We start from the raw sequence: 23,882 nt of genomic DNA on the forward strand, positions 1-23,882 counted from the left end.
AACAGCTTCCGCAATCCCCTGCAGGTAATGTATAGTCCGCGTTTTACGGAGATCCCATGCTGACTAACTCATCCATTCGTCTGAACAAATACATTAGCGAGAGCGGTATCTGCTCACGCCGCGACGCCGATCGATACATCGAACAGGGCAACGTTTTCATCAACGGTAAACGCGCCACCGTTGGCGCTCAGGTATTTGCCGGCGATGTGGTGAAGGTTAACGGTCAGCTGATCGAACCGCGCAATGAAGAAGATCTGGTGCTGATCGCGCTGAACAAGCCGGTCGGCATCGTCACCACCACCGAAGACGGCGAGCGCGACAACATCGCCGACTTCGTCAACCACAGCAAACGCATCTTCCCGATCGGCCGCTTGGACAAGGATTCGCAGGGGCTGATCTTTCTGACCAACCACGGTGACTTGGTCAACAAGATCCTGCGCGCCGGCAACAATCACGAGAAAGAGTATCTGGTGACGGTCAACAAGCCGGTGACCGACGAGTTTGTTCGCGGCATGGGCGCCGGCGTGCCGATGCTGGGCACGGTGACCAAAAAGTGCAAGGTGAAGAAAGAGGCACCTTTCGTGTTCCGCATCACGCTGGTGCAGGGGCTGAACCGCCAGATCCGCCGCATGTGCGAACACTTCGGCTACGAGGTCACCAAGCTGGAACGCACGCGCATCATGAACGTCAGCCTCAAAGGCTTGCCGCTGGGCGAATGGCGCGATCTGACCGATGACGAGCTGATCGAGCTGTTCAAACTGATCGAGGGCTCCTCGTCCGAGGCCAAGCCGGCGAAGAAGGCCCCGGCCAAATCCGCCGCGGCGAAAAAGCCGAGCGCCGGCGGGCCGAAAAGCGCCGACAAAGCCGCTGCGCCGGCCGGCCGCAAACGCTTTGCCCAGCCAGGGCGCAAGAAAAAAGGGCGTTAACCTCCCCTCCCTTTCGCCCTCGCTCAGCCCGCCGTTGCGGGGGCTTGGCGAGGGCGAAAGCCTGAGCACCACTTAGACGAGTCTGATTGAAAGCGAGGAAAAACTCAGAGGGTAAGAGTCACTATTTTTTTAACAGCGTGGTCTTACCGTCAGGCTCTTGAGCGAAAGTCTTCCCATCCAGACTGATAAAAACTCTTTTATTAACATCACCATTAATAATCATCGCTATATCCTTATAGATACATTTATTCTTGGTATCACCCTCGCTAAGACAATGATAGTCATCAATACTTCCATCATTGCTGCCAGTCGGAGCGGCAACATAGCCGTCAAAATTCATTACGGCAACGGTAAAATGATTCTCGTCCTTGATAATATGATACTTATCCTGAAGTTTATCTTTATTATCATTCCACCAAGATATTTTACCTTCCGTGGTCAGCGGAAGGTATTGAACATAAACAGCAGCACCATCAACCCGCACAACATTAGCCGGCCTGACAAGCACCCAAACCAACCAAAGAGCCGCTACGGCGACCAAAGAAAAGAACGCAATCTTTTTTTTGTTAAGCATAGTTTTCACCTGTTACTATTATTTTCGCGCCAAAGTTGGTGAAAAAGGGTCTAAACGCGAACTCTTTATACCTTTGAAGTACAAACCAAATCCTGAAAAACCCAATAGAACTAAACTTTAATTTACTAATATCTTCTTTATCTAACCCAAAATGATCCTGAGCTTTATAGCTAATCACAGCAGTATATTTATTATCTTGAAAAAACAAAGAATCAATACTGATCTCTGTACTATTGACCTCATGTACACTGACTCCCATTCCATTTATGCAGTCTTCCCAGCGAACATACTTTGGCAAACGGCTTTGTGATAACTGAAGAGTAAATGCATCTTTATTCAACTGATATGAGTTAAAATCAAAGGTATCGAGAACACTTTTAATTCGAATTAGCGTACTATTTTCTGATTTATCGCTCAGTATCAGCCTTTTATAGGCCAAGTCCATTTGAACATCTTGAAAGTCAGTTCCGTTATTGTACTGCATATGATTGAAAAGTTTAACTATCAACCCTTGATAAACGCCAGTAAAAGAAAAGTATCTCGATGCAGCTCTCAGCTCATCAAAAAGCATTGCAACCGCCTTTTCTTTTCCAGCTGCCGGAATATTTCGCGTTGCCGGGTGGTCATAGGGCGATTTATAAGTACTCCAATCGATAAACGTTGATACTTGCCCCAAACGATATCGTTGCTTAAGTGTACGTTCATCCATATCGCCATATTGCATATCATCAGCAAAACGGTCGTTAAAAGGCTTCTTGCTGGTGAAAATCGTTAACGGCCTTGTCAAGTCACGCATTGGAAAATCAGTCCCTTGCCCATGCTAAGAAGAACATTAATCATACAGGCAATCCCGCCCTGCTCATATCGGGAAATGTCTTAGCGCCCCCTTACGCAGGCTCACGGGAAACTTAATGTTCACCATAAAAAAGGCCCGCATCAAGCGGGCCTGCAAGTACCAGAGAAGTCTAGAGGAAAAATCAGAACGACCAGCGCAGGTTGGCGTTGACCGAATTCACGCGGGTATCGGCGCCGAATTGCCCCTGATAGCCGACATCCAGCGTCGCGGCGCGCGACAGTTTCACGCTCACGCCGATATCGCCCACCATCACGTTGTCATCCACGGCCTGGCCCTGAGTGACGAACGCGTCGCTGCCGGCAAACGCCATGCGCGATGAGGTGTTCTTATCGCCGTAGGCGTGCTGCCAGCCGAGCGAGCCGTAGAGGCTGACGTTCTTCGGCAGTTCGGTCACGCCGCGCACCCCGAGCGTGGAGTAGAAGGTGTTCATCGTTTCATTGCGCACGCTCAGCGCCGCCGCGCCACCCGACTCCTGGAAGCTGTCGGTATGCAGACGGATGTAGCTCAGGTTGATGAACGGTTCGACGTTCATCTCCGGCTGGCCGAAACGGTAACCCGCTTCGGTGAACGCCAGCAGCGAGTTGGCGTCGTAGTCTGACTTCAGCCGATCCGAGAAGCCGCTGAAATCGACGTTGCGTTTGCCTTCGATCTTGTGCCAGGTGTAACCCAGCGCGCCGCGCAGCGAGAACGCATCCTGCTGCCCCGCCGCATACAGGCCGAGGTGGTAGTTGTCGGTATCGGCCTTGGAACGGCGGCTGTCGACGTCGTAGTCGCCGCGGCTGTAACCGAAGTAGCCGCCGATGCGCACGTTATGGTCCACCAGCTTGCGATCCGCCCCCAACAGGAAGCCGGTGGTGTTGCCATCCAGCTTGCCCACGTTGCCGTTGCCGCTGTTTTTGCCCCAGGAACTGAAGGTCTGTCCCCAGACGCCGCTGTTTTGCGCCTGCGCCGGTTGCACCAGCGACATCGCCAACGGCGGTATCGGCAGGCTGTCATTGTCGAACAGGCGCAGCATGCGCTGGTTCAGCACGTTGAACAGCTGGGTGCTGCCGGCGATCAGGTTAGACTGCATCGACGGATAGACTTCGCCGGACAGCTGATTGAACGCCTCGCGCGCTTCCGGCGCACTCAGCAGCAGCAGCGAGTTGTACAGCGCCAGCGAAGGGCCGCTCTGCGTCAGCGTCGAGAGCGCACCGGCGGTATTCCACTGGTTGCCGCTTTCGGCCACCGTTTGGAAAATGCCCGGCTTGCCGCTGCCTGGGTTCTCGCCCCCCGGATTTTCACCGCCTGGGTTTTCCCCACCCGGATTCTCGCCCCCTGGATTTTCACCCCCTGGGTTTTCCCCGCCCGGATTCTCGCCCCCTGGATTCTCACCGCCTGGGTTTTCTCCACCCGGGTTTTCGCCCCCTGGATTTTCACCGCCCGTGTCTTTCTGCGCGATGGTCAGATCCACGGCGTTGGCGCTGTGATTCAGCGCCACATCGAGGAAGGCAGACTTGGAGACCGCCGCCGCGAACTGGCCGTCAATGCCGCCGTCCGAGGTCAGAATGCGATAGCTTTGGCCGGTTTTATAGCTGGTTTGCGGATCCAGCGCCGTAACCTGCACCTTGGCCCGATCGCTGATGGTGGTTTTGCCCGCCACCAGCAGCTGGTCGCTGCGGCCGTCGCCGGCGATATCGACGTCGTAGAAGGATTCGCCGATAAAGTTCAGGTAGCGTTTCAGCGTCAGCGTGCCGATATTGCCGTCGCCGGGCGAGATATGCCCGCCGGACTGGATCTCGGTCTGGCCCAGCGTGCCGTTGCCGCCCAATGTGCCGCCGGCCTTGATCGACGCGGCGCTGCTGTAGCCCTGCCCGTTATTGACGTCGGAACCCGCCGTCGCGTTGAGGATCAGCGTGCCGCCGTTCTCTGCGCTGAGGGTTTGGATCTCGAAGATGTCGTCTTCTTTCTGGGTATTGATGTCGCTGGCGATGATGAGCTTGCCGCCGCGCGCGGTGACGTTGGCCTGCAGCTCAGAGAGATCGCCGTTCAGCGTCGTGTGCCCGGCGCTGTTGATCACCTCGCCTTCGCCGCTCATCTTGTTGCTGAAAACGTAATTGCCGTCGGTATGGTTAAAGTACACATAGCTGCGGAACAATCCGCCCCGCAGGGCGATCGCCGTCTGGGCATCGATGGTGCCTGCGGCGCCCGCCGCGCCGAGCGTCGGCTCGGTCAACCCGGTGCCGGTATCCATATTGCCGCGGCTGCCGATAATCAGCGCGCCGCGGTTCGAGCCGGAGCCGGTCTTGCCCAGCACCACTTCGTTGCCGCCGGCGGAGAATGTCCCGCCGTCCATGACCGCCAACACGCCGTTGCCGTAATCGCCGACGTTGACGCTGCTGCCGCTGGTAAACCGTGAGCCGTTGCCGGCGATCGTCAACTCGGCGGTTTTACGCGCGCCGGAGACGCCCGCCACTTCGATGCTGCCAACGCTGACCGCGCCGCCGTTCAGCACGTCCAGATCGCCGTAAAGCGTGAGCACGCGGCCGACGTTCCATTGGGAATTGGCCCCGGTGACCGTGGCTTTCGGGCTCAGCGTATCAGTCTCGCCCGGCCCGCTGCCATTGCCGATGCGCGCATCAAAGGCGGTGTTCAGCACCGCGCCGTCTTCAATCGCCAGCGTGGATCGTGCCCCTAAATCGGTGCCGACGCTGAGAAAATTGCTGGTGACGCGGGAGCCGGCGCCGGTGGCGATCAGGTGGCTGTCGTAGCCACGCGTGGTGCCGACCACGATCTCTTTCGCGCTGGCCAGCGCGCCGTCTTCAACCCGCAGGGTGCCCCGCCCCAGATTCAGGCCGCCGCGCAGCACGAACTGATCGTTCACAGCGTTCAGCTCGGCGTTCGGCCCGCGGACCGTGACCAGGCTTTCATGAATTTGGCCGTTGAACATCCGGCCGATATTGATGTTATAGGCGCTGATCTTGCCATTATCGATCAGCAGGTTGCCGCTTTGATTACGACCGACGTAAACGTCCCCGGTGTAGGCCAATGATTCGGTAATTTTTGCGTCGCCATCAAAAATGGCATCATCTGCGCGAGCGATATCGGCGGGCGCCAGCATCAACAGCGGCGCAGAAAATAGAGCGAGGTAAAGTTTGGAAAGCGGTGTTTTAACCGCTAAAGGATGCGATGTCTTGTCATTCACGGGCTATCTCCGTACTCGTTGGCGTGATGGCGCGAAATTTATTGTTATAGGGAAACTCAATGCACTAGAGGAGGTGTAAGGCGTTATTTCGCGCACGCCGGTTTAGTGATCGTCGAAGCAAAAGCTTATTGCCCCCCGGCGCTGACGCTCCGACGATGGAAAACCAGGAAGCGGCAATACCGCCCCCAAAGCGAATTATTTATGCGTGACCACCGGCGTACAGGTCGGCGCGCTCAGCGACGGCGACGAACCTAAAATTCCCGGCATCATCAGCGACGAGCAATCGAAAATGCGGCCTTTTTCCGTGGTGGCGCGATAAGAAAGTTTTTGCCCGCCCAGCGCATCCGGCTGTGCGCCATTGACATTGGTCACGGTAATTTCGTCCGATGAGCCCAGGCCCAGCATTTTGGCGGTTTCCGCCTGCAGTAATGGAATGGCCTGATCGGTTTTCAGGGTGGAACAACCGGCTATCATCATCGTAACGGTTAAAGCGATAAGTGGTTTTTTCATAAATTATCCTTTATAACCAATCAGTTAAAATTATCGATTGGCTTTATGTTTTCTCTTATCCAAATCCTCGAATAATATATTTCCCTTTCCTAAACGAAAAAACCCTCCTAAAGTAGGGAGGGTTGATAATAATTCATCAGACCTATCTGAACTGTGAAGGCGAAAGGAGAATCCTTTGGGGCAGGATTATGCGTTGGTCGTTGATGACCATCCATTGGTAGCAAGCGGTATCGCTAACTTTCTCAGCACGCATTGCCGATTCAAACAGGCACATGTGGTGACCAATGAAGAAAATTGCTACCGTCATATTAGGGAAAATGGCCCGCCGCGTTTACTGGTGATCGATTTTTGGCTCTCTTCCGGTACGGCGTTGAAATTACTCAAAGAAGTAAAACAACGTTATTCTCAGGTGCGTATTTTGGTGGTCAGCGGCGACGAAAATAACGATATCTGGCAGAAAGTGCACAATGCCGGCGGGCATGGGTTCGTATTAAAAAATGAACCCCCGGAATTATTCGCCAGAGCGGTTTTTGCGTTGAATAATAATCAGGAGTGGTTCCCGGAAGGAAATGAACCCGCCATTAAAAACAGTCATGAACATTTAAATAAATTCAATTTAACGCCGAGACAAATCGACGTATTAACTATGATGCTGCGCGGCCTGCCGAATAAAAGGATCGCGACGCAGCTGTCTATTTCCGAACCCACCGTGAAAGAGCATATCAGTAATATCTTGAAAAAGATCGGCGTCAACAGCCGGGTGGAAGCCATCACGCTGTTGCACGGCAAACGGGATCCGTCACAATGAAGTTTTTCCAGAATTTACAAAATGATGGCATCTCCTCACGCGCGCAGATCCGCCTGCTGGACAACACCTTCATGCGGTTGGTGTTCAGCTTCACCGCCGTGCCTTTCGTCGGCATCCCGTTCGCCATCTGGATTTATTTGCTGGGGGATGAACTCGGCCCAACCATTGCCTGGATCATGGTTTACCTGCTATGCGCCGTGGCGATCAGAATATGGCATCGGCGCTACCAACGCGAGGCCAAAGAAAATGATGAAGACGCCGTGCTGCGCCGCTGGCTGCCGCGCATTAATAAGGTGGCGTTTATTCACGGATTGGGGATCTCATCACTCTATTTAATTACCCCGCAGACCCATAACTTTGACTTTTTTCTGCTGCTCAATATCAGCATCGCCGCGATCGTCGCCGCCAACGCAACGCATCTGACGCCGGTTATCAGCACCTTTACCCGCTTTTTCTTCGCTTCCTGGGGGCTGCTGAACCTCGGCATCATCTGGCGGCTGGAAGACGTGATGTTCATCGTGCTGATGCTGAACTTGCTGTACGGCTTCGCCATTTACCGCCACGCGTTAACCTCGCATGCGTTCTTTATCCAGCAGGCGTTGCTCGAAGAACAAAGCTCCCGCCTGGCGGAACAGTTCCGGCAAGCTAAAGAGGAGGCGGAACAGGCGCTGCTGGACAAGAACCAGTTCCTGACCACCGCCAGCCACGATCTGCGCCAGCCGGTGCACGCCATGGGCTTTCTGATCGAAGCCATCATCCACAAGAACCGCGACGACAGCCTGACGCCGCAGCTGCTGGATCTGCAACAGAGCGTGCGTTCGGTGCATTTGATGTTCAATTCGCTGCTCGATCTCAGCAAGATCGAGTCCGGCAACGTGCGCACCGCCGCCACCCATGTGGATATCGGCGCCCTGCTCGACTCGGTGATCACCCTGTTCCGCGAAGAGGCCAACAGCCGCGCCCTGGCGCTGCGCACCTGGCGGCCTAAACGGCGCATCAGCGTGATGGGCGATCCGCTGCTGGTGCGGCAATCGTTGATCAACCTGATCCAAAACGCCCTGCGCTACACGCAACGGGGCGGCGTGCTGATCGCCATCCGCCCGCGCGGCGCCGAGTGCCTGGTGGAAGTGTGGGACACCGGCGTGGGCATCGCCGACGAAGAGAAAAGCAAAATCTTCTCCCCTTACTACCGCCCCGAACTGGCGTGGAAAATCGACAGCGCCGGCCACGGGCTGGGGCTGGCGGTAGTGGCGCGCTGCGCCAAGCTGATGAAGGTGAAGTACGGCATGCACTCCGTCGAAGGCAAAGGTTCGCGCTTCTGGATGCGCTTCACGCAATACATCGGCGAAGACAAAGCGCCGGAAACCGCGGCCGCCTACGACAACACCGCCACGCCCATCCGCTATGCGCCGCTGCGCGGCGCCTGCCTGGTGGTGGACGACGATCCCTTGGTGACTTCAGCCTGGGAGAGCCTGATGAGCACCTGGGGCATCACCGTGCGCTGCGCGGCCTCCGCCGAGGAAGCCTTCGCCATCGTCGACGACGGTTTTACGCCGTTCGCCGTGCTGTGCGACCAGCGCCTGCGTTCCGGCGAGAGCGGTTTCGACATCCTGAAAGCGCTGTTCGAACGCCTGCCGGACGTGAGCGGCGCCATGGTCAGCGGCGAGTTCAACTCGCAGATATTGCAAGAGGCCGAGCAGGAAGGCTATCTGGTGCTGCGCAAACCGCTGGAGCCGGCCAGGCTGCATGCGCTGCTGACGCAGTGGGGGGCCGGCTAAGGGTGGTTTGGTGCTGACAACATGGTGATGCCAAGGATCATGCGGAGAGCTCTCTACGAGAAACTGTGCATCCATCTGCTTGTTCAGGCGCTATGATTCAAACACCTTATATCCCGTCGATATGACAAGATTGTATGTATGGTGGAAACGGTCCCTCTCATAATTTTTCCCTGGAGCGCGCGCACTCATCAGATTTATCTTTCATTGAAAATGGCAGCAATCTCAACAAAACAACGGCCTTCTCTCACCACCATCTTGTTCGTAGGATTCTGAAACATGGAAAAGATATATCTAAGGTTTCCGCGTTATTACCGTAGCAATTGCTCTGTTTTCATCCTCGCTCCTCCTGGCGTTTCCTATGAGCTGTCGGCTTTCATATGAACCATAAACATGTTCTTCATCGTCAATAACTTGGCTGGAGCCTCAACATAAAAAACGTTAAAAAACATAAAACTACCCACACTAATAAACTATTAAGCGATGAGAATGTTTAGAATCTTTTCGATTAAAACCAGAAAAAACAATCGTTAATTTGTTATTTTCGAAATAAAAAAATGATTTTCTAATTAAAAATAGATTTTTACTCCAAAAAAATAAGCTCATGATTAATTTTTGCACTTAAAAACTCACGGGCTTTACAAATTGTCTTTTTATGTAAAAATAGTATGACAAAATCTAAGCAACTGAAAATACTTGCAAGGTTAATTATGTACACAACTAAGGAATCAATTGAGCGTGATGGTTTTGTCGTCATTCGTAACCTTTTCACCCCAGAAGAAATGGCTCGGATGAACTCTTCCATACACACCTTTTTTCAAAAAAAGGGCGTAACTTACCGTTACGGACTGACTCAGCCAAACATTGCTGTTGAAGAGCCTGATTTCTCATGGGTAATTAGTCATCCAAAGGTATTAGAAGCCTACCGTTCTGTATTTGGCCAGGACGAATTTGTTTTTACATCCCATGCAGATATTCATCACAACATGGGATTCGGTTGGCATAAAGACGACGCCAAAGGTGCATATTTTTCCGAGCCATATTTCACGTCCGATTGCCGAGTGTACAAAATGGGGATCTACATGAATGATCACTCCTCTGATGGAAACGGTATGTCGGTAAGGATAGGTTCTCATCTTAAAAACAACCTAACGGAAGGAGAGGCCATCTCATTAGCCACTAAGCCCGGAGATGTTGTAATTTTTGATGTAAGAATTACGCACGCAGGTAAAGAATATGATGTTATTGAGAAAGGATTGCTGAAGATAGGAAGGATGCTTGGTGATATGAATGGCAAGTCAGAAATTGGCCGTAAAGTACGTGACTTTTATTGCAGTTTGAAATCTGGAAAGCCAAAGCGTAGCTTCTTCTTTACATTCGGTGCACTAAACACTTTCACTTACGACTTCTCCCGCACAAATATGCGTAGGCAGCTAGAACAGTCTGGAGGCAACGAATATATTTTATCAGAAAAGTTGTCTAATGAACTGCATAGCAATGGCGTTAGAACTCTGAAATTTGAAGATGGTTTGTAACTTATCTGACCGAGGCAACTCGGTTAGACGTTATCATAACGATATTTTTCTCATTTAAGCGCTTTGAGCATGCCCAGAAAAGAGAATTTCAATGAAAAATAACCGCGTTGAATCACTTGATTATCTCCGTGGATTAATGGCCTTATCCGTTGTAATCTATCATTATATTTCATGGTCAATGTCTACCGGTTCGTCAGTTGACGTTATCGGCAGTCAGTTCATACTAGGGAAACTGGGTATCTATGCAGTTTCTATTTTTTATATTCTTAGTGGTGTTAGTCTAGCGTATATCTACGAAGGAAAAATAACATCCACACGTCAAGTTTCAGCATTCGCCATAAAGCGTGTATTTAGGATATTCCCTTTATTTTGGATAGCCGTAACCGGGATGATTATTTTTAGCTGGCTTTTGGCGACGGTGAATGGCCTAGCATATGACTTCCCATATTACAAAGCATTTTTAAATTATACACTATTATTTGGATTTATTGAACCAACAGCTTACTTATCCACCGGAGCCTGGTCAATCGGCAATGAACTTGTATTTTATTTCATATTCTGCCTTACTTATTTTTTATCTTCATCGTACAGATATACCTTCCCGATTGTAATGGTGTTAAGTATCATTTCTGGATTTTACTTCGCTTTTAGCGTTCTTGACTCCTCATCACCGCTTGCCGAACAGTGGGCTAACTACATAAACCCTTTTAACCAATTATTCCTCTTTATGTGTGGCGCTGCAATTGGTAAATATGCACCGAAGTTAACAATGCGCAACAGCTCTCTGTTATCAATTTGCTTATTATCAACTTTGGCATTCATTTTTTATCCTGTTTCCGGAGATAAAATAAACCTGGTTTCAGGAAACAATAGAATTGTCATCTCCACTTTATGCGTGGCATTTGTTTTTTCGCTTTACAAATTAAACCCCAGCTACAATAACGTATTGACTAATGCCCTGAGAAAACTGGGTGAAATATCATACTCAATTTACTTAATGCACCCTATAGTAGCAATACCCGTGACGTTTATAGCAAAGAAGATGGGAGTTCCGATCGGCTTTGGATACGCTACATCGTTCATTATTGTCATTATTGTTGGGTTTGCTACCTATCACCTTGTGGAAAAACCCATGATGCGTGTGGGAGCAAACATAGCCTCTTGGTTAAAAAAGGATGCCGCCATCACGCAAAATCTAGTCAAATAATCTTACCAGGATATATTGAATAGTCCGTCTCGTGAACAACTGACTCTCCCAGTTGTTCACCCTGATTGCCGATTCATTGCTATCTAGCGTTCTTACGCCTGTAGCGTAAATATGCCAATACATGACAAATCAATAGTTGATCAGTAATACAAAGCAGCAGCAACTTTGTATGGCGCAGTTTGGAACAACGAGCTCAGTATACGGCAGCACGGGTAGCGTACCTGAGCAAGCACAGATGCTCACAGCACAACCAAGCTCCTAAAAGAGAAAACCCCCGCGTGGCAAAGCCGCAACGGGGGTTTTTAAATAATCACTGATAGTCAGTAATTAGCCGTTCATCATTCCCACTCAATTATTTACAGTTATAGTAACCAATTGATTTTATAAAGACTAATGACACCCGGCGAGAATTGATACCGTCTTTTATACCGTCACCAGAGTTGCTTGCTCAAAATCTGTGCGAAAAAACCTAAGGCAACATACTCTTTACAAATGGTGTGTTTGTGTGAAAATCTAATCACAAAAGACTTGCACTTGTAAATTACTTTGGAATGCTAATTATGAGCACAGCTAAGGAATTGATTGAGCGTGACGGATTTGTAGTTTTCCGGAACCTCTTTACACCAGATGAAATGTCCAGAATAAACTCTTCTATTCACAAATTCTTTCAAAGAAAAGGTGTGACTTACCGGTATGGGCTTACCCAACCTAACATCGCGGTTGAAGAGCCCGAGTTCTCTTGGGTTATCAGTCATCCAAAAGTTATAGAGGCCTATCGTTCTGTTTTTGCGCAAGACGATTTTGTCTTTACCTCACATGCTGACATCCATCACAACATGGGTTTCGGCTGGCATAAAGATGATGCTAAAGGTGCCTACTTCTCTGAACCTTACTTCACCCCAGATTGCCGCGTTTACAAGATGGGGATCTACATGAATGATCACTCAACTGATGGCAATGGAATGTCTGTGCGCGTAGGGTCACATCTGAAGGATAACCTAACCGAGGGGGAGGCTGTAGCCCTAGCGACAAAGCCCGGAGATGTGGTGATTTTTGATGTACGAATCACTCATGCAGGAAAGGAGTATGATTTCTTCGAAAGAGGTCTGCTGAAGATGGGCCGCATGCTGGGAGATTCGACCGGAAAATCAAAAATAGGAAGAAAAGTCAGGGACATTTATTGCGGGTTTAAAGCAGGAAAACCAAAGCGCAGCTTCTTTTTTACATTCGGAGCGCCAAACAATTTCACCAATGACTTTGCTCGTACCAACATGCGCCGACAGCTGGATCAATCTGGCGGGAAAAGATTCACATTACCAGATTCATTGTCAGCTGAGCTTAACAAAAACGGCATTAAGACATTGAGTTTCGACGGCGAACTATGAAATAGCGGCCGGTACCACCGGCCGTAAACTCATTTACATGCCTCATTTGCTGCGAGTAATTCACGTTCATAGCCGATGCGCTGATGGCGTTCAGCACGCAATGCCCGCATCTGCATGTCGATGGGTGCACCAATCGGCAGCTGGTTAACGGCGAACGCTGGGCGCGCAACGTCGGCCGTTTTGCATGGCACGGCCACCGGAACTTTCACTTCAACGTATGACGGCGCCGGCGATGCACTCGAGCAGCTGGCCAGCATCAGAACAGAAACCACGATCAGCTTTTTCATTGGGCGCGCTCCCGACGCAGCTCGTCGTCAAAAGCAGCAGACGCCGCGCCACATGATTCACCGGTAGTGCGCTCAGCCATAACTGCGTTAGCCCTCTCATAATCGCTACGGGCCTGCTTGCGGGCTTTTTCCTGATCATCCTTGGCCTTGGCCTCTCTCTCGGCCTGTTCACGCTGCAGCGCCGTTATTCCAGCGTTCTGGCTGGCGATCGTGGATGCCTGTTGCTTATTACTGTCCCTGCATTGCGTCAGAGCCCCGTTGAGCCGGTCAATCGTTGGCTGGTAGTGTCGAGATGCCAGCCAGGCGCCAGCGCCGACAACAGCCGTCAGCGCCAGCAGGATCAAGACCGTAGACGTTATTCTTCCAGGCATAGCGCGCGCTCCTTATCACGGCGGATCACCAGGCCGTTTAGCTTTACGCCGCCGGCATATACCCAGCGAGGGAACTGCTCGCAGGCGGCCACAGTTTCACCCTGGCGGAACAGCCGGAACATCGTCGATTTCTGCATCCCCACGCAACCGACATTAAACGTGATGCTCACCGCCGCGTCGAAGGAACCCTGCTGCAGCTTGTCACCGGCGGCATAGTTTGTAACGCACCACTCAGCTGCCAAGATGTTCTTTTGCCAGTCGGCGGCGATCTGCTGATCTGTCTTGCGCACGCCTTGTTTCATGCCGTGCGTGTTGCCGATGCCATCAGTCCAAACGTCCGCCGGGCATTTGTATGGATCACGGCGGCACCCCTCGGCATTACCGATTAGCTCCAAGCCGGCGCGGCTGGTTTTTACTTCCCCACTAGACAGCACCAGGCCGATGATTACCGCTACAGAACAGACTGCGCCGGCCGCGCCAGTTTTATTCAGCTTGCTCATCGGCAACCCTCCCCATTCTTTCGCGGCGGCGATCCTCGCGAATCTTGAAATAAAGGTTCATCAGCCAGGTGAGGAAGGCGAAAAACAGACCGCCAAGAACACCTATTGCTGCCCACTGTTCAGGTGAATAACCATCCAGCAGCCGAGTAAACCAAAATGCGGCGCCACCACCGGAGGCGCCATAAGAAAGACCTGTCGTTAACTTTTCCATTTTCATACTCCACCTCCGCCGTTTGGCGGCGTTGATTAAGCCGCAGCGACTGAGTTGTCGTAGAATGTTCTCCAGGCCGAACCATCCCAATACACGGGGCAGCCAGTCCCGGAACCAGCTGATTCACCAGCCTTCCTCGCGTTTCTCGCATACACGAAAGCCCCCTTATCTTGGCCGGCGGGGAGTTCTGCAACGAGAAAATTACCCGGTGTTAAATCTCTGATTGAAGTTAACCCGCCAGCATTGGTAACTTTTACGCCTTGCGACGCCCCAGGCGTGCTGAATGCAATACCGCTAACTGACCCACCGCCAGAAATAACAGATTGCGATCCGCTGCTATCCTCAAGTATCAAATTAACCGCAGCAGATGGGCCAGCAAATGACGACCGTTTGAATTTAAATCCGTTAGAGGAGTACATAATCATCTGCACGTTATACGCGCTCTGCGTCGTTCCTATCTCGATCGTGTTGCTCGCATTGTTATGGTAAAGAAGACTTGGCCCAACATTACCAGTGTCCCCACCAATACGAATTCGTGCGCCTTTACCGAGGTGAATTGTTTTATTTGCGGCAAGGATTCTCAGATCCCTGTTAATATCCAGCGGACCCGTTGAGCCATCATATGAAACCGTATACGGCTGAATAAATAACGCCGGGGTTTGTGGGCCGCCGTTATAGGTATATAGACCGAGACCTTGCGTAAAATTGGCGGCATACGTGCCAATGCTAAAAACATCATCAAGCCCCATCACAGATCGACCATTGAATCGAATTCTTGGGGTGAATGGGCCGACATCATTTAGTCGCATTTCTGCGCGGCCGCCAAATTGGCTTCCTGAAAGCGATCCCAAGTGATGAGTGCTTGCCCCTTTCTGCATACGAGATTCGTTATAATCTATCTTCAGGCAATACACATCTGAACGATCTAGATTATCCTCAACCATGCTCGCAAACGGAACCAGCACCGTGTTGCCTAGCGTAACGGCATGCTGCACACCAGCAGTTGCCGCAGCAAAGTTATATTCACCGGCGATGCGCACCAGGCAAAACGTGCGTGCGTTAGACCAATTCAGGTTATAAGCATCATTAACAGGAAGCTCAGAAACCCAAAGACCGGCCTGCTCTGCGTTGGGGTTTTGCTGGTCGAACCGATAGCAGTAGAAAAAAAGTACCTTCGTGAAATCAGGTGAAAATACCGGACTCACTGGGTTTACACTAAACGGAACTGAAGTTTCTACAGGACCAGTAACTGAGGTTAAGTTGTCCTCCGCAACCCACATCAGCGGCTTTTGAACGCCAGCGAACTGACTTCTGGAGATAATGATAATTTTACCACTATCAGACCGCTTTAAGAAATTAGCCTCAACATGAATAATATTTCCAGCACTTAAGTTGTTTGATGAATCTAGCAACTTAATTTTTGTATATTCATACGTTGATGTATTGAATACCAGACAACCAAACTCACCATCAATAGAATGATAGCCAACGATCCCCCTGCCATCACCTGTCAATTCAAATCCATGTAGGGCAATGGCTGGATTACCCGCATCACTAAGAAAATTAAAATTCTTAATGAATGACCAATTCACCCCACTGTTAACTGATTCGTAAATCTCGTAGCGGATTTCTGCATTATCATTCGTCCCCTTTCTGAATCGAACAAACGCAAATAATTTTGTTCCGGCTGCATCTCTGCCGAGCGAGAACGCAGCAGCAGATTCGTTTGATGTATGCGCAGCAATGCGCCGAGGCTGGCTAAAGTTTTGGCCGTCGCGTGTCGACGTACACATCGCATCCATATTAATCGATGTGTGATCAGAACCCAGGTTATAGCCGATGAATGCCCGACCGCCAATAGCCACGGCCTTCCCTTGTGGCCAGTTAGCGAAGCCCCAACCCGTATCCGAAACCCGAGACACCGAACATGATAATGCACCTGCCAGCGCGTCAGCGGTTGTCTCTCCATTCCAGCCAATCATACCGGCGCCGCCTGGTATCGACTGATCAGCCAGTTCGAGGGAAAGATCGGTACCAGAATCACTGTCAGCTGAAACGGCCACCGGCTGCCCTTGAGCATTGATGCCGATTAATTTATTTGCCGTTCCAGATTGTGGGAGAGGCTGTACACCATAAGGGAACCTGACGCTGCGCGCGTTTGAGGATGCAAGCTCATTTCTTATGGCAATGTCTTCGCGTTGGCGCGCGGCGGCTTCTGCTATATCAGCAGCAATTCGCTGTTGTCGTTCTTGCTCCAATGCCTCTGATGCTCCGGACTCGGCATCTGCAACTTCGGAGTCAACATAACGCTTTGTGGCAGCGTCCTGGTTAGCCATTGGATCGCCAAGGTTAGAAATGCGGTTCTCTTGAGCGTCGTAGAACTTCGCTAACCAGTTGGGCTTTCGCAGTGCCAATGATGCAAATGACCAGGTTTGCTGGATCAGCATCGTCAGCTTATCCCAGGCATCCTCATGCACTTCCGGGAAGAAGTTGCCCTGGTTGCGCACGTCCGTTTCCTGAGTGAGTGGTAAATCACGCTCGATATTGATTCGCCACCCTGCAGCAAGCGGGATGGCCAACTTCACTTTTCCTCCCGATCGCAGACCCGCGCCGGTGACAGAGTAGTCAGTATTAAGGGTTAGATTGATGATATTTTCTGACAAATCAACAACTGATACAGAAAGCTGATCCTCAGTGAACACGCGAAATCTGTAATCAAAGTCCGTTGTCACACCATTCCCGGTGTACTCCTCGCGATCGACTTCAGTTGATACGGTCATGTTTTAGCTCCGATGGTGTGCTTTTTGCTCATTTTAGCCACCAACAAACCCTATATGAATCGAATTGTGTGATAACATTATTCTTATTACCATTAAGGTAATTATCTTGCGCATATTGCTAAACTAATCATTTTTATATATGGTTATTTATACAGTAGTCACACGCTGAGCGAGGTGCATTAGGAAATGAAGAGGTACAGCTACCCGGCCAGCAGGATGCTGGAGAAAAGCGTTAACACGCGCGAAGGAATCGCGGGATTAGCTAAGGCTTCACTACTGGAAACACTGCTGAAGGAACTCGATGAGGACGGCTCAGAGATCGGCGGTGCTATGCTGGAACTGAATGCTTTAGTGAACTATGTCACACAAAATGAAAAAATGAAGGAACAAATCAAAACACATTCGCAATTTATTACTCACCAGTTGGAACAATAATTACCATCGTCAATATCTCGCCGGGCCTAGCCCGGCTGCTGCTCAGGTTTGAATAAATCCACGATGGGTCTTGGTTGGTTAGCTTTTAAGACAGCTCATTATACTTTGCATCGTCATAACTCTTACCGAATCTTGACCAGCAGTATGAGTTCAAACTTTCTTTGTACTTAGTTGCTTTTCTTGCATTTAATGTCCAATTTGCCCCACAGCCAAGCAACGCTAAGATTATGCAAACAGTTTCAAAATCAATAAAGAAACCAACAAAAACCATGTAAGCAAAAAGCCCAACGGCAACTAAAACTGTTATTGACCTTCCATTTCTCGCTGATGCTTCAACTCGATTTAATTCCGAGTTAAATAATTTTGCTTGCTCTATATCCATATGCGCCTACTTAAGTTGCTCTTCTACCCGGTTCAAAAGCGGGGATATGTAAAACAGGTTCTGATATGGTAGCAACTTCCTGACCGCATGTGTCTGCTTGTCGTCAAATTCTCCGTTAAGCACACCATTGGCGATCACTGCCCCATCACCGGCCATGTCGAACGTTGGCCCCAACAGAGCACCGATTGCGTTACGACTCTGGAAGCGGGATACCGGCGGCGCGCCAAACATTGCGCCAAGGCCAAACCGGCCGCCGCTGATATTCTCCACGGCGTTCAGCGGTTCTGACAACCAGCCGATCATACCGGCGCGGTCGATGCCCTCTTTAACCAGGTTATTCGGGCTGTAGTCGATATCACGGCCGCTTAGCTTTTGCTTCATGACGTAGACCATTGCACCGAGCGCGATAGTCCCCATGGCGCCGAGATAGAACGATGCATCGCCCTGCTGGATGCCAGAGGCGATCACCCGGTTATGCTGCGCAAAAATGAACGTCTTGAATTGCAGGATCATCTTGCCTACTTCATTGCTCATCATCAACGGCGTATCGCCAACTCCTGGCGTGACAACGGTAGAGTCAACGTCTTTCAATACGGCAGATTGGAAAGCCTCACGCACTGCACGGTCGTCCCAAAGGTGGCTATGGCCAGTTAGAAGCCCGTCCATATCTTCACCGTGCTTCGCGTATTGCTCACCAATGCGGCGCAGCATGCTCTGGTCGATACCGATTTGCGCCAGCTTTCTGACCTCCTTCTTAGGCACTTCCTTCCCTGCCGCCAGCAGCTGCGCATTGTCCAGGATGCGGGATTGAACGATTAGGCCTGACCATGACTTCAATGCGCTGTTCCATTGGTTCATCAGCGTCCAGTTACCAAATTTCTGCGTACCCCAGTTAAGTCCACGCTCAAAAGCAGAGCGTCGGCTGTATGGGTCAGTCAGATCAGCAATGGCCTTCGTTCTGGTAGACAACACATAATCCAGGCCGACAGCCATTTCACGCAGGTCTTTGGTTGCGACTTTCACCGCGGCCATATTTCGGAGCATAGCGCCCATAGGGCGCAGAGATTTGCTTAAACCGTGCTGCATGATAGGACGCATCAAGTCGGTGGCGGCCGATATTGTCATACCCCCCAGCAGGCGCAGGAAGTTGACGTTTCGCGCGACACGGCCGGCACGGACAAAGAAGCTCCGCGGGTCCTTTGGCGCCCCATACGTACCGATCAACCTGTCTCGCATTGCCTCAATGTCGCGGAGGTCAGCTTCACGTTGCTTCTCCAGCTTCGCACGTTCCTTCGGCGTCTTGGCATCTTTGATCAGTTGAGTGTATTCCTCCGATACCTGTCGGATTTGCTCCCCCATATCCTTGCTGCCGAATTGCGCGGTTAGTTCGATCTCCGGCCCTACCTGGCGCAGATAGCTTTCCATGACATGGTTGATGTCAGACTCCAAAAAGTCCTCAATCCGTTCGTCTGGGATAAGCAGGCTCCGGCTCTTAGTGAAGCCAGCGCGGCCGATTATTTTTTCAGGCAGCAGCTGAGCAGGAACCAGGCCAGAAGGCGCGCCAATAATTTTGTTGATGATTTCATCTGCGGCATCCTCTGCTTCCTCTCGTGAAAGTGGCTCCATCGCCTTCAGCGCGCGCTCACGGCTTGCATTCAGTCTGGTAGTGGAGTTGGCCTTCTTCTGCAGCTTGCGCAGCTCTGAGCGGTGCTTGCGTGGATTATCCAGCAACTCAAGATGGCGCTGCAGGGTTGGAAGTTCCTCCTTTGCCCTGGCAACGTCATCCAGCTTGGTGCGTAAGTCAGAAACCTCTTTGTTAAGCCGGGTGATCAGCTTCTGATTTTTAGCTGTGGCCAGTTGCGCCTGTTGCTTCTCCAGCCTGGCTGTTAAGCCCTGCTCCTGGCCGATCAGTTTCGTCCTGTTGCCAACCTCGTCCATAAGTTCAGTTTTACGGCCAGACCATGACTCTGCTGCGGCAATTTCGTCAGCTAATGTTTTTGCTCGTGGCTCTGCTTCTGCTGCTGCAGCCAGGCCAGAATCTATCTTCTCAATACGCGCGCTGGCCGCATCAGCACCTTTTGCACTGATACCCTGAATCCAGTTAGCAATGCGCCCTCGGAACTCAGTGCGATCAGAGAGAATTTTGTCGAACTTATAAATGCGAGGCAGGTAGCTTTGCGCCGTTGATACGTCGACATCCTCTGGCAAAATGCCAAGTTCCTGCATGCGGACCTTTGTTGCTTCGAACATTGGCCGAATCTTAGTAGCAGCCTGTGCCACTTCAGGAATGTCACTCTGATCGCCGCGGCGCATAGCCATGCCAACGGCCTCGTTGAAATCAACAAAGTTCATTCGCTTACCGCCGGCGGCGCGGATGTTTTTGCTGTACGCCTGATAAGCATCCTTGGTTGACTCCATTTGCTTGTATAGCATGGCATCATATTGCTTGATCTTGGTTTCAGCCGCGGTGAACGTTGCCAACCCTTCATCGTTCTTCGCAAAGAAATAGTTGTTCTCTGCCAGTTGCTGATTGATTGCCCGCGACGCGCGGGATGGCGATTGAGCCAGGCGGCCGCCAGGATTAACGCTCAACGTTTTGTTGATTAACCCAACACCTGCAAGCTGTTCCTGATCCAGCGTTGTGTTGAAAACCTGCGCCGCGCCGATGCTCTGCGGAGAATCATTGCCCCGTAGGTTACTGGAAACTGCTTGAGATACCGCGGTACGCTGACCGGCACCGGCAAGCAACTGCGCCCCAGCCCCGAGTATTCCGCCAACCATAGCGTCAACGGCAACGTTAGCTGCGCTCTCTCCCAATGTCCGAGTTTCCTGGGTGGCGCTAAGCGCAGCCTCGGATGCGATACCGCCGACGGCATTGGCAAGGGCAAACCTACCTGCAGTAGCCGCAACCTCACCGCCGCGAACCACCGCGCCGGCAGGAACAAACATCGACGCCAGATTGATAGGATCGATAAGCCCCATCGCCAAGCTTGATATTGTCCCGGATCCGCCAGTTTCTGAAAGGTATTGCCTGTCCTGCATCTGCTGATCGATACGCTGCTTTATGGCGCGCGTCTCGTCAGGAGAGCCGGCATCAATGAATGAGTCTGCGTAATCCTCATATCCTTTAAGATCGGCCGCATCATTGTCGAAAGGGTTATACCCATCAACCTTGTCAAACTGGCTGAATGGCGCAGTGGCAATGAAACTTCCCAGGGAGTTATCAATTCGGAAAGCCGCGTCACGACCGCGCTGAACCTGCTGATTATCGGTGAATGGATTGAACGCCGAAAGCAATGACGGCGTTTCCATATATGCAGAACTATCATCAGGCTGAGGTATGCTCTGTACATCAGCAGACAGCAGATCATCGGGATTCATCTCATACGTTGGCATTACTTACCTCCTGCGGTGATGTTGCTCGGCAGTTGATTGGCAATGCCGGCGCCAAATGGTTTAGTAAAATCAGGCGGTGTATATCCTTGCTGGCTTGTGAATGCCGGCTGTTTTTCTTCCTGCCGAGCAGCGCGCGCCGCATCAACCCTCTGTTGCTGAATATCCATAGTTTGCTTGTACATAGGCGAGGTTTTTTGCTCAGGCCTGAATCGCAACGGCATACCATTTTCGCCGTAATACGGGCGAACATCGTCATAGCCTTCTGCGTTCTTCTGGCGCACCATAACGCTGTAACTCTGATCGCGTGGCGTAACAGCATCGGGAACCAAAACCAAATCGGTATCATCTCGCGCGCCGCCAAACGCGGAGCTTTTCAAAGCTTTTTTCTCTTCCTCCCACTGGCCTTTGATCCAGTTGCCTGAACCGTTAGTCACGCCATAAACGGCTTCAGGGGCATACTTCATCACCTCTTCTTTGCCGTTGATGGTCGATACCGCCCACACCTTTTTAATCATGGCGTTAGTCATTGCCTTGGCCTGATCAGCATCTCCGCCGGTCTGTGCAAAGTTCGCATCGTAAATGGTCTGGTAGTCGCGTTGGTACAACTGATTAGCCTGCCCTGCGGCGCTGATGCTTGGCGCCCCGAAACTGGTCCACGACGGCGAAAGACTATTGATATTATCCTGCGCCGCGGTAGCTCTATCCTTGATGTAGTCTTTATCCCTGACCTGTTGGCTAATCATCTGCTTCAAGCGATCGTCCTGCTGATAGACCTGGTTGTAGGCCATATCTACCGCTTTCTCTGCAGGCACACCGGCGCGGTCATAGGCATAAACTTTCGAGTAGAACGCCATTGCTCCTTTATCAACGCCCGTGGCCGCCGCCGGATTGTTGTCAAAAATCTGACCGTACATCTTGGCCATAGGAACAACGACAGCTGGATCGCGCGATGTTGCCCCAGCGGTGAGCATCGTCTTAATCTGCGTCGGAAGCATGCCGGATTTGGTTGTTATCTCTGCAACCTGGTTCAAGCTGTCGGCGTTGTTAATATTGAAACCGGGGGCAACCTCCTGATCAAAGTAGTGATCAGCTGCCGCCTGATTGTTTTTGTCGTTCGGGTCTAAGGGGAATTTATTTTGCAAGGATGAAGAGAATCGTGCACTCCCCTGGTTCTTCTCCCATTCAGCATCGAGTTGCTTAAATTTCGCCTGCATTTTGTCCCAGCGCTGCTGGTTGGCTGCAAAATTCGATGCATTCGGATCCGTTGGCCGCAAGCGCTCAAGCAGATCTTGCCGCGCTGCCGGCGACATGCTTTTGGCTGCTCCAATTACGCCACCATAACTTTGCTGGTCTTGAAGGTCTTGCCATTGCCGCATTCCTTTTGCTGGACCATAGGCATTTATCAGATCTGCTTGCGTTGGTAACTGCGCCGGCTGCAGCCCTTCATCAAGAGCTGAATACGCATCTTTCAGCGATGTACCAAGCTGCTGCGCGTATAACGCTCGCTGCTCATTCTGCATAGCCTGCGCCTGTCGCAAATAGGCTCCTTGAGTTGCAGGGCTTGCAGCATCAAAAGCGGCATTGCCGGTTCTACGCTTTGAGGACTCCAGCGCCGAAAGGCCAAGCGCAGCACTGACGCCGGCGCCGATCTGCTCATCGGTGTACGGCTGGCTGCCATTCTCATGCTTCACGATGCCGGCACACAACGCTGCCAGGGTTCGTGGGTTGCTCATATCAACCTGATCATTGGCGCCAACACCCAACGCGCCGCACAGCGCCTTGATGTAGGCATCAGTGTTGTTTCCATCTGATGCCGGCGCCCAACGGTTAACGATCTCTGCTACGGTATCGAACCCTTTAGCCTGATACGCGAGCAAGTTCTTACCCAGCGCTCTAATCCCATGCTCCGGCGTCTCAAACTTGGCAAAGCGTCCATCGCTGCCAGATTGACCTTCCCATGGGTTTTTATCACTGGACTCAATGTTTCCAGGGTTGTTATTTCGCAAACCTCGCGCAGCAGATGAATTTCCATGCGCAGCGAATCGAGACACGCCACCCACGTCTGACGGCTCGCCATTTCTTGCCAAGAACTGATCATAGCGGCCAGCAGTAAGCTGAGCATTCAAGGCGGACTTGGCAGAGTTTTCCCGGAAGCTTACCCAATTGGCTTCAATTTCTTCCGGGCTTTGTCCGTGTGCCTGGCCATATGCCATGATCTGCTCTCTGGCCAGCAGGTTGGCATTTACAAATCCTTCGTTGCTGTCGAAGCTGTTTTCAGCCTGCTGCTGCAAGTTTGCCAAAAGCCCTTGCTGCTGACCTGCTTCGAATTGCTGACGCTGGCCGATCTCGTACTGGCGCGCACGATTGGCAATAGGCTGGCCGGCGGCGGTGAATTGATTACGGAAACGTTCTTTAACCGGGCCATCAGGAATGGAGTCAAAAGCCGTGCTGGCCATTTGGCTTAACTGGCTTGCTACCTGTTCGCTCTGCCCAATAGCGTTGGCGCCCTGCTTGGTTAGTAACCCAGTTTGAGGGTTATTCATCAGGTCATCGGCTTGCTGGTTGAATTGCATCAGGGCGTTTTGAGCGAAAGCCAGATCTTCGCGTTCCCGCTGCTGCTGATAAATTCCCAACGCATTAGAACCAACGTCTGCCAGCGCAGTGAAAGCGTTGTCTTTGGGGATACGCAAATCCTGCGTATTAACCGGCGCCGCTTGTGATTGCGATTGGCGCTGATATACCGGTACTGTAGGCATCATT

The 23,882-nt window shown here is 51.4% G+C and carries 19 protein-coding genes; 7 read left to right on the forward strand and 12 right to left on the reverse strand.

The features are described 5' to 3' along the window. Positions 1-56: 56 nt before the first annotated feature. Positions 57-926, forward strand: a complete 870-nt coding sequence (gene rluF, locus ACJ8IM_RS21930; RefSeq protein WP_033655344.1) for a 23S rRNA pseudouridine(2604) synthase RluF — start codon at positions 57-59, stop codon at positions 924-926. A gap of 121 nt (positions 927-1,047) precedes the next feature. Here the strand turns inward: rluF and ACJ8IM_RS21935 are convergent, their stop codons facing one another. From ACJ8IM_RS21935 to ACJ8IM_RS21950, 4 genes are all read right to left on the reverse strand, one after another. Then, positions 1,048-1,500, reverse strand: coding sequence for a DUF943 family protein (locus ACJ8IM_RS21935; protein WP_033655343.1), 453 nt, complete (start codon positions 1,498-1,500; stop codon positions 1,048-1,050). After that, on the reverse strand, positions 1,493-2,296 hold the full coding sequence (locus ACJ8IM_RS21940; RefSeq protein ID WP_033655342.1) for a DUF3289 family protein: 804 nt from the start codon (positions 2,294-2,296) through the stop codon (positions 1,493-1,495). The genes ACJ8IM_RS21935 and ACJ8IM_RS21940 overlap by 8 nt, the downstream gene beginning before the upstream one ends. A 181-nt stretch (positions 2,297-2,477) precedes the next feature. Continuing rightward, the gene (locus tag ACJ8IM_RS21945) at positions 2,478-5,540 is read right to left on the reverse strand and encodes an autotransporter outer membrane beta-barrel domain-containing protein (protein ID WP_230116455.1); all 3,063 of its coding nucleotides are present in this window, start codon (positions 5,538-5,540) and stop codon (positions 2,478-2,480) included. A gap of 195 nt (positions 5,541-5,735) precedes the next feature. Next, complete coding sequence (locus ACJ8IM_RS21950) at positions 5,736-6,050, reverse strand: hypothetical protein (RefSeq protein ID WP_025303891.1); 315 nt, start codon at positions 6,048-6,050, stop codon at positions 5,736-5,738. A 175-nt stretch (positions 6,051-6,225) separates the two neighbouring features. On the opposite strand from ACJ8IM_RS21950, the gene ACJ8IM_RS21955 reads away from it, so the two are divergent. From ACJ8IM_RS21955 to ACJ8IM_RS21975, 5 genes are all read left to right on the forward strand, one after another. Then, positions 6,226-6,858 (forward strand): response regulator transcription factor, encoded by a 633-nt coding sequence (locus ACJ8IM_RS21955; RefSeq protein ID WP_033654271.1) that lies wholly within the window; start codon positions 6,226-6,228, stop codon positions 6,856-6,858. Beyond that, the gene (locus ACJ8IM_RS21960) at positions 6,855-8,636 is read left to right on the forward strand and encodes a hybrid sensor histidine kinase/response regulator (protein WP_033654272.1); all 1,782 of its coding nucleotides are present in this window, start codon (positions 6,855-6,857) and stop codon (positions 8,634-8,636) included. The genes ACJ8IM_RS21955 and ACJ8IM_RS21960 overlap by 4 nt, the downstream gene beginning before the upstream one ends. A gap of 707 nt (positions 8,637-9,343) precedes the next feature. Then, positions 9,344-10,168, forward strand: a complete 825-nt coding sequence (locus ACJ8IM_RS21965; protein WP_051917633.1) for a phytanoyl-CoA dioxygenase family protein — start codon at positions 9,344-9,346, stop codon at positions 10,166-10,168. A 91-nt stretch (positions 10,169-10,259) separates the two neighbouring features. Further along, positions 10,260-11,375, forward strand: coding sequence for an acyltransferase family protein (locus ACJ8IM_RS21970; RefSeq protein WP_072008421.1), 1,116 nt, complete (start codon positions 10,260-10,262; stop codon positions 11,373-11,375). A 560-nt stretch (positions 11,376-11,935) separates the two neighbouring features. Next, entirely contained in the window at positions 11,936-12,760 is an 825-nt protein-coding gene (locus tag ACJ8IM_RS21975) for a phytanoyl-CoA dioxygenase family protein (protein ID WP_308317487.1), read from the forward strand. Positions 12,761-12,789: 29 nt separating this feature from the next. Here ACJ8IM_RS21975 and ACJ8IM_RS21980 read toward each other — a convergent pair whose 3' ends face one another. The 5 genes from ACJ8IM_RS21980 to ACJ8IM_RS22000 are packed head-to-tail and all read right to left on the reverse strand — an operon-like array spanning position 12,790 to position 16,909. Next, positions 12,790-13,047: a hypothetical protein gene (locus tag ACJ8IM_RS21980; RefSeq protein ID WP_308317488.1), complete on the reverse strand. Its 258-nt coding sequence runs from the start codon at positions 13,045-13,047 to the stop codon at positions 12,790-12,792. After that, entirely contained in the window at positions 13,044-13,418 is a 375-nt protein-coding gene (locus ACJ8IM_RS21985; protein WP_308317489.1) for a hypothetical protein, read from the reverse strand. Before ACJ8IM_RS21985 ends, ACJ8IM_RS21980 begins: the two co-directional genes overlap by 4 nt. Continuing rightward, positions 13,403-13,918, reverse strand: coding sequence for a lysozyme (locus tag ACJ8IM_RS21990; protein WP_308317490.1), 516 nt, complete (start codon positions 13,916-13,918; stop codon positions 13,403-13,405). The genes ACJ8IM_RS21985 and ACJ8IM_RS21990 overlap by 16 nt, the downstream gene beginning before the upstream one ends. Next, positions 13,902-14,135: a class II holin family protein gene (locus ACJ8IM_RS21995; RefSeq protein WP_060448321.1), complete on the reverse strand. Its 234-nt coding sequence runs from the start codon at positions 14,133-14,135 to the stop codon at positions 13,902-13,904. The genes ACJ8IM_RS21990 and ACJ8IM_RS21995 overlap by 17 nt, the downstream gene beginning before the upstream one ends. 29 nt (positions 14,136-14,164) lie before the next feature. After that, positions 14,165-16,909: a hypothetical protein gene (locus tag ACJ8IM_RS22000; RefSeq protein ID WP_308317491.1), complete on the reverse strand. Its 2,745-nt coding sequence runs from the start codon at positions 16,907-16,909 to the stop codon at positions 14,165-14,167. A 186-nt stretch (positions 16,910-17,095) separates the two neighbouring features. On the opposite strand from ACJ8IM_RS22000, the gene ACJ8IM_RS22005 reads away from it, so the two are divergent. Next, positions 17,096-17,344 carry a hypothetical protein gene (locus ACJ8IM_RS22005; RefSeq protein ID WP_050438967.1) on the forward strand — a complete coding sequence of 83 codons (249 nt, stop codon included), beginning with the start codon at positions 17,096-17,098 and terminating at the stop codon, positions 17,342-17,344. An 85-nt stretch (positions 17,345-17,429) separates the two neighbouring features. On the opposite strand, the gene ACJ8IM_RS22010 is transcribed toward ACJ8IM_RS22005, so the two are convergent. Genes ACJ8IM_RS22010 through ACJ8IM_RS22020 form a run of 3 tightly spaced genes read right to left on the reverse strand, consistent with a single transcriptional unit; the run spans position 17,430 to position 23,878 of the window. Further along, positions 17,430-17,726 (reverse strand): hypothetical protein, encoded by a 297-nt coding sequence (locus ACJ8IM_RS22010; RefSeq protein ID WP_308317492.1) that lies wholly within the window; start codon positions 17,724-17,726, stop codon positions 17,430-17,432. Positions 17,727-17,732: 6 nt separating this feature from the next. Beyond that, positions 17,733-21,122: a hypothetical protein gene (locus tag ACJ8IM_RS22015; RefSeq protein WP_308317493.1), complete on the reverse strand. Its 3,390-nt coding sequence runs from the start codon at positions 21,120-21,122 to the stop codon at positions 17,733-17,735. Continuing rightward, the gene (locus ACJ8IM_RS22020) at positions 21,122-23,878 is read right to left on the reverse strand and encodes a hypothetical protein (protein ID WP_308317494.1); all 2,757 of its coding nucleotides are present in this window, start codon (positions 23,876-23,878) and stop codon (positions 21,122-21,124) included. The genes ACJ8IM_RS22015 and ACJ8IM_RS22020 overlap by 1 nt, the downstream gene beginning before the upstream one ends. Positions 23,879-23,882 lie beyond the last annotated feature (4 nt).

This window comes from Serratia sp. CY33525 (genome assembly GCF_052169115.1).
Lineage (GTDB): Bacteria > Pseudomonadota > Gammaproteobacteria > Enterobacterales > Enterobacteriaceae > Serratia > Serratia sarumanii.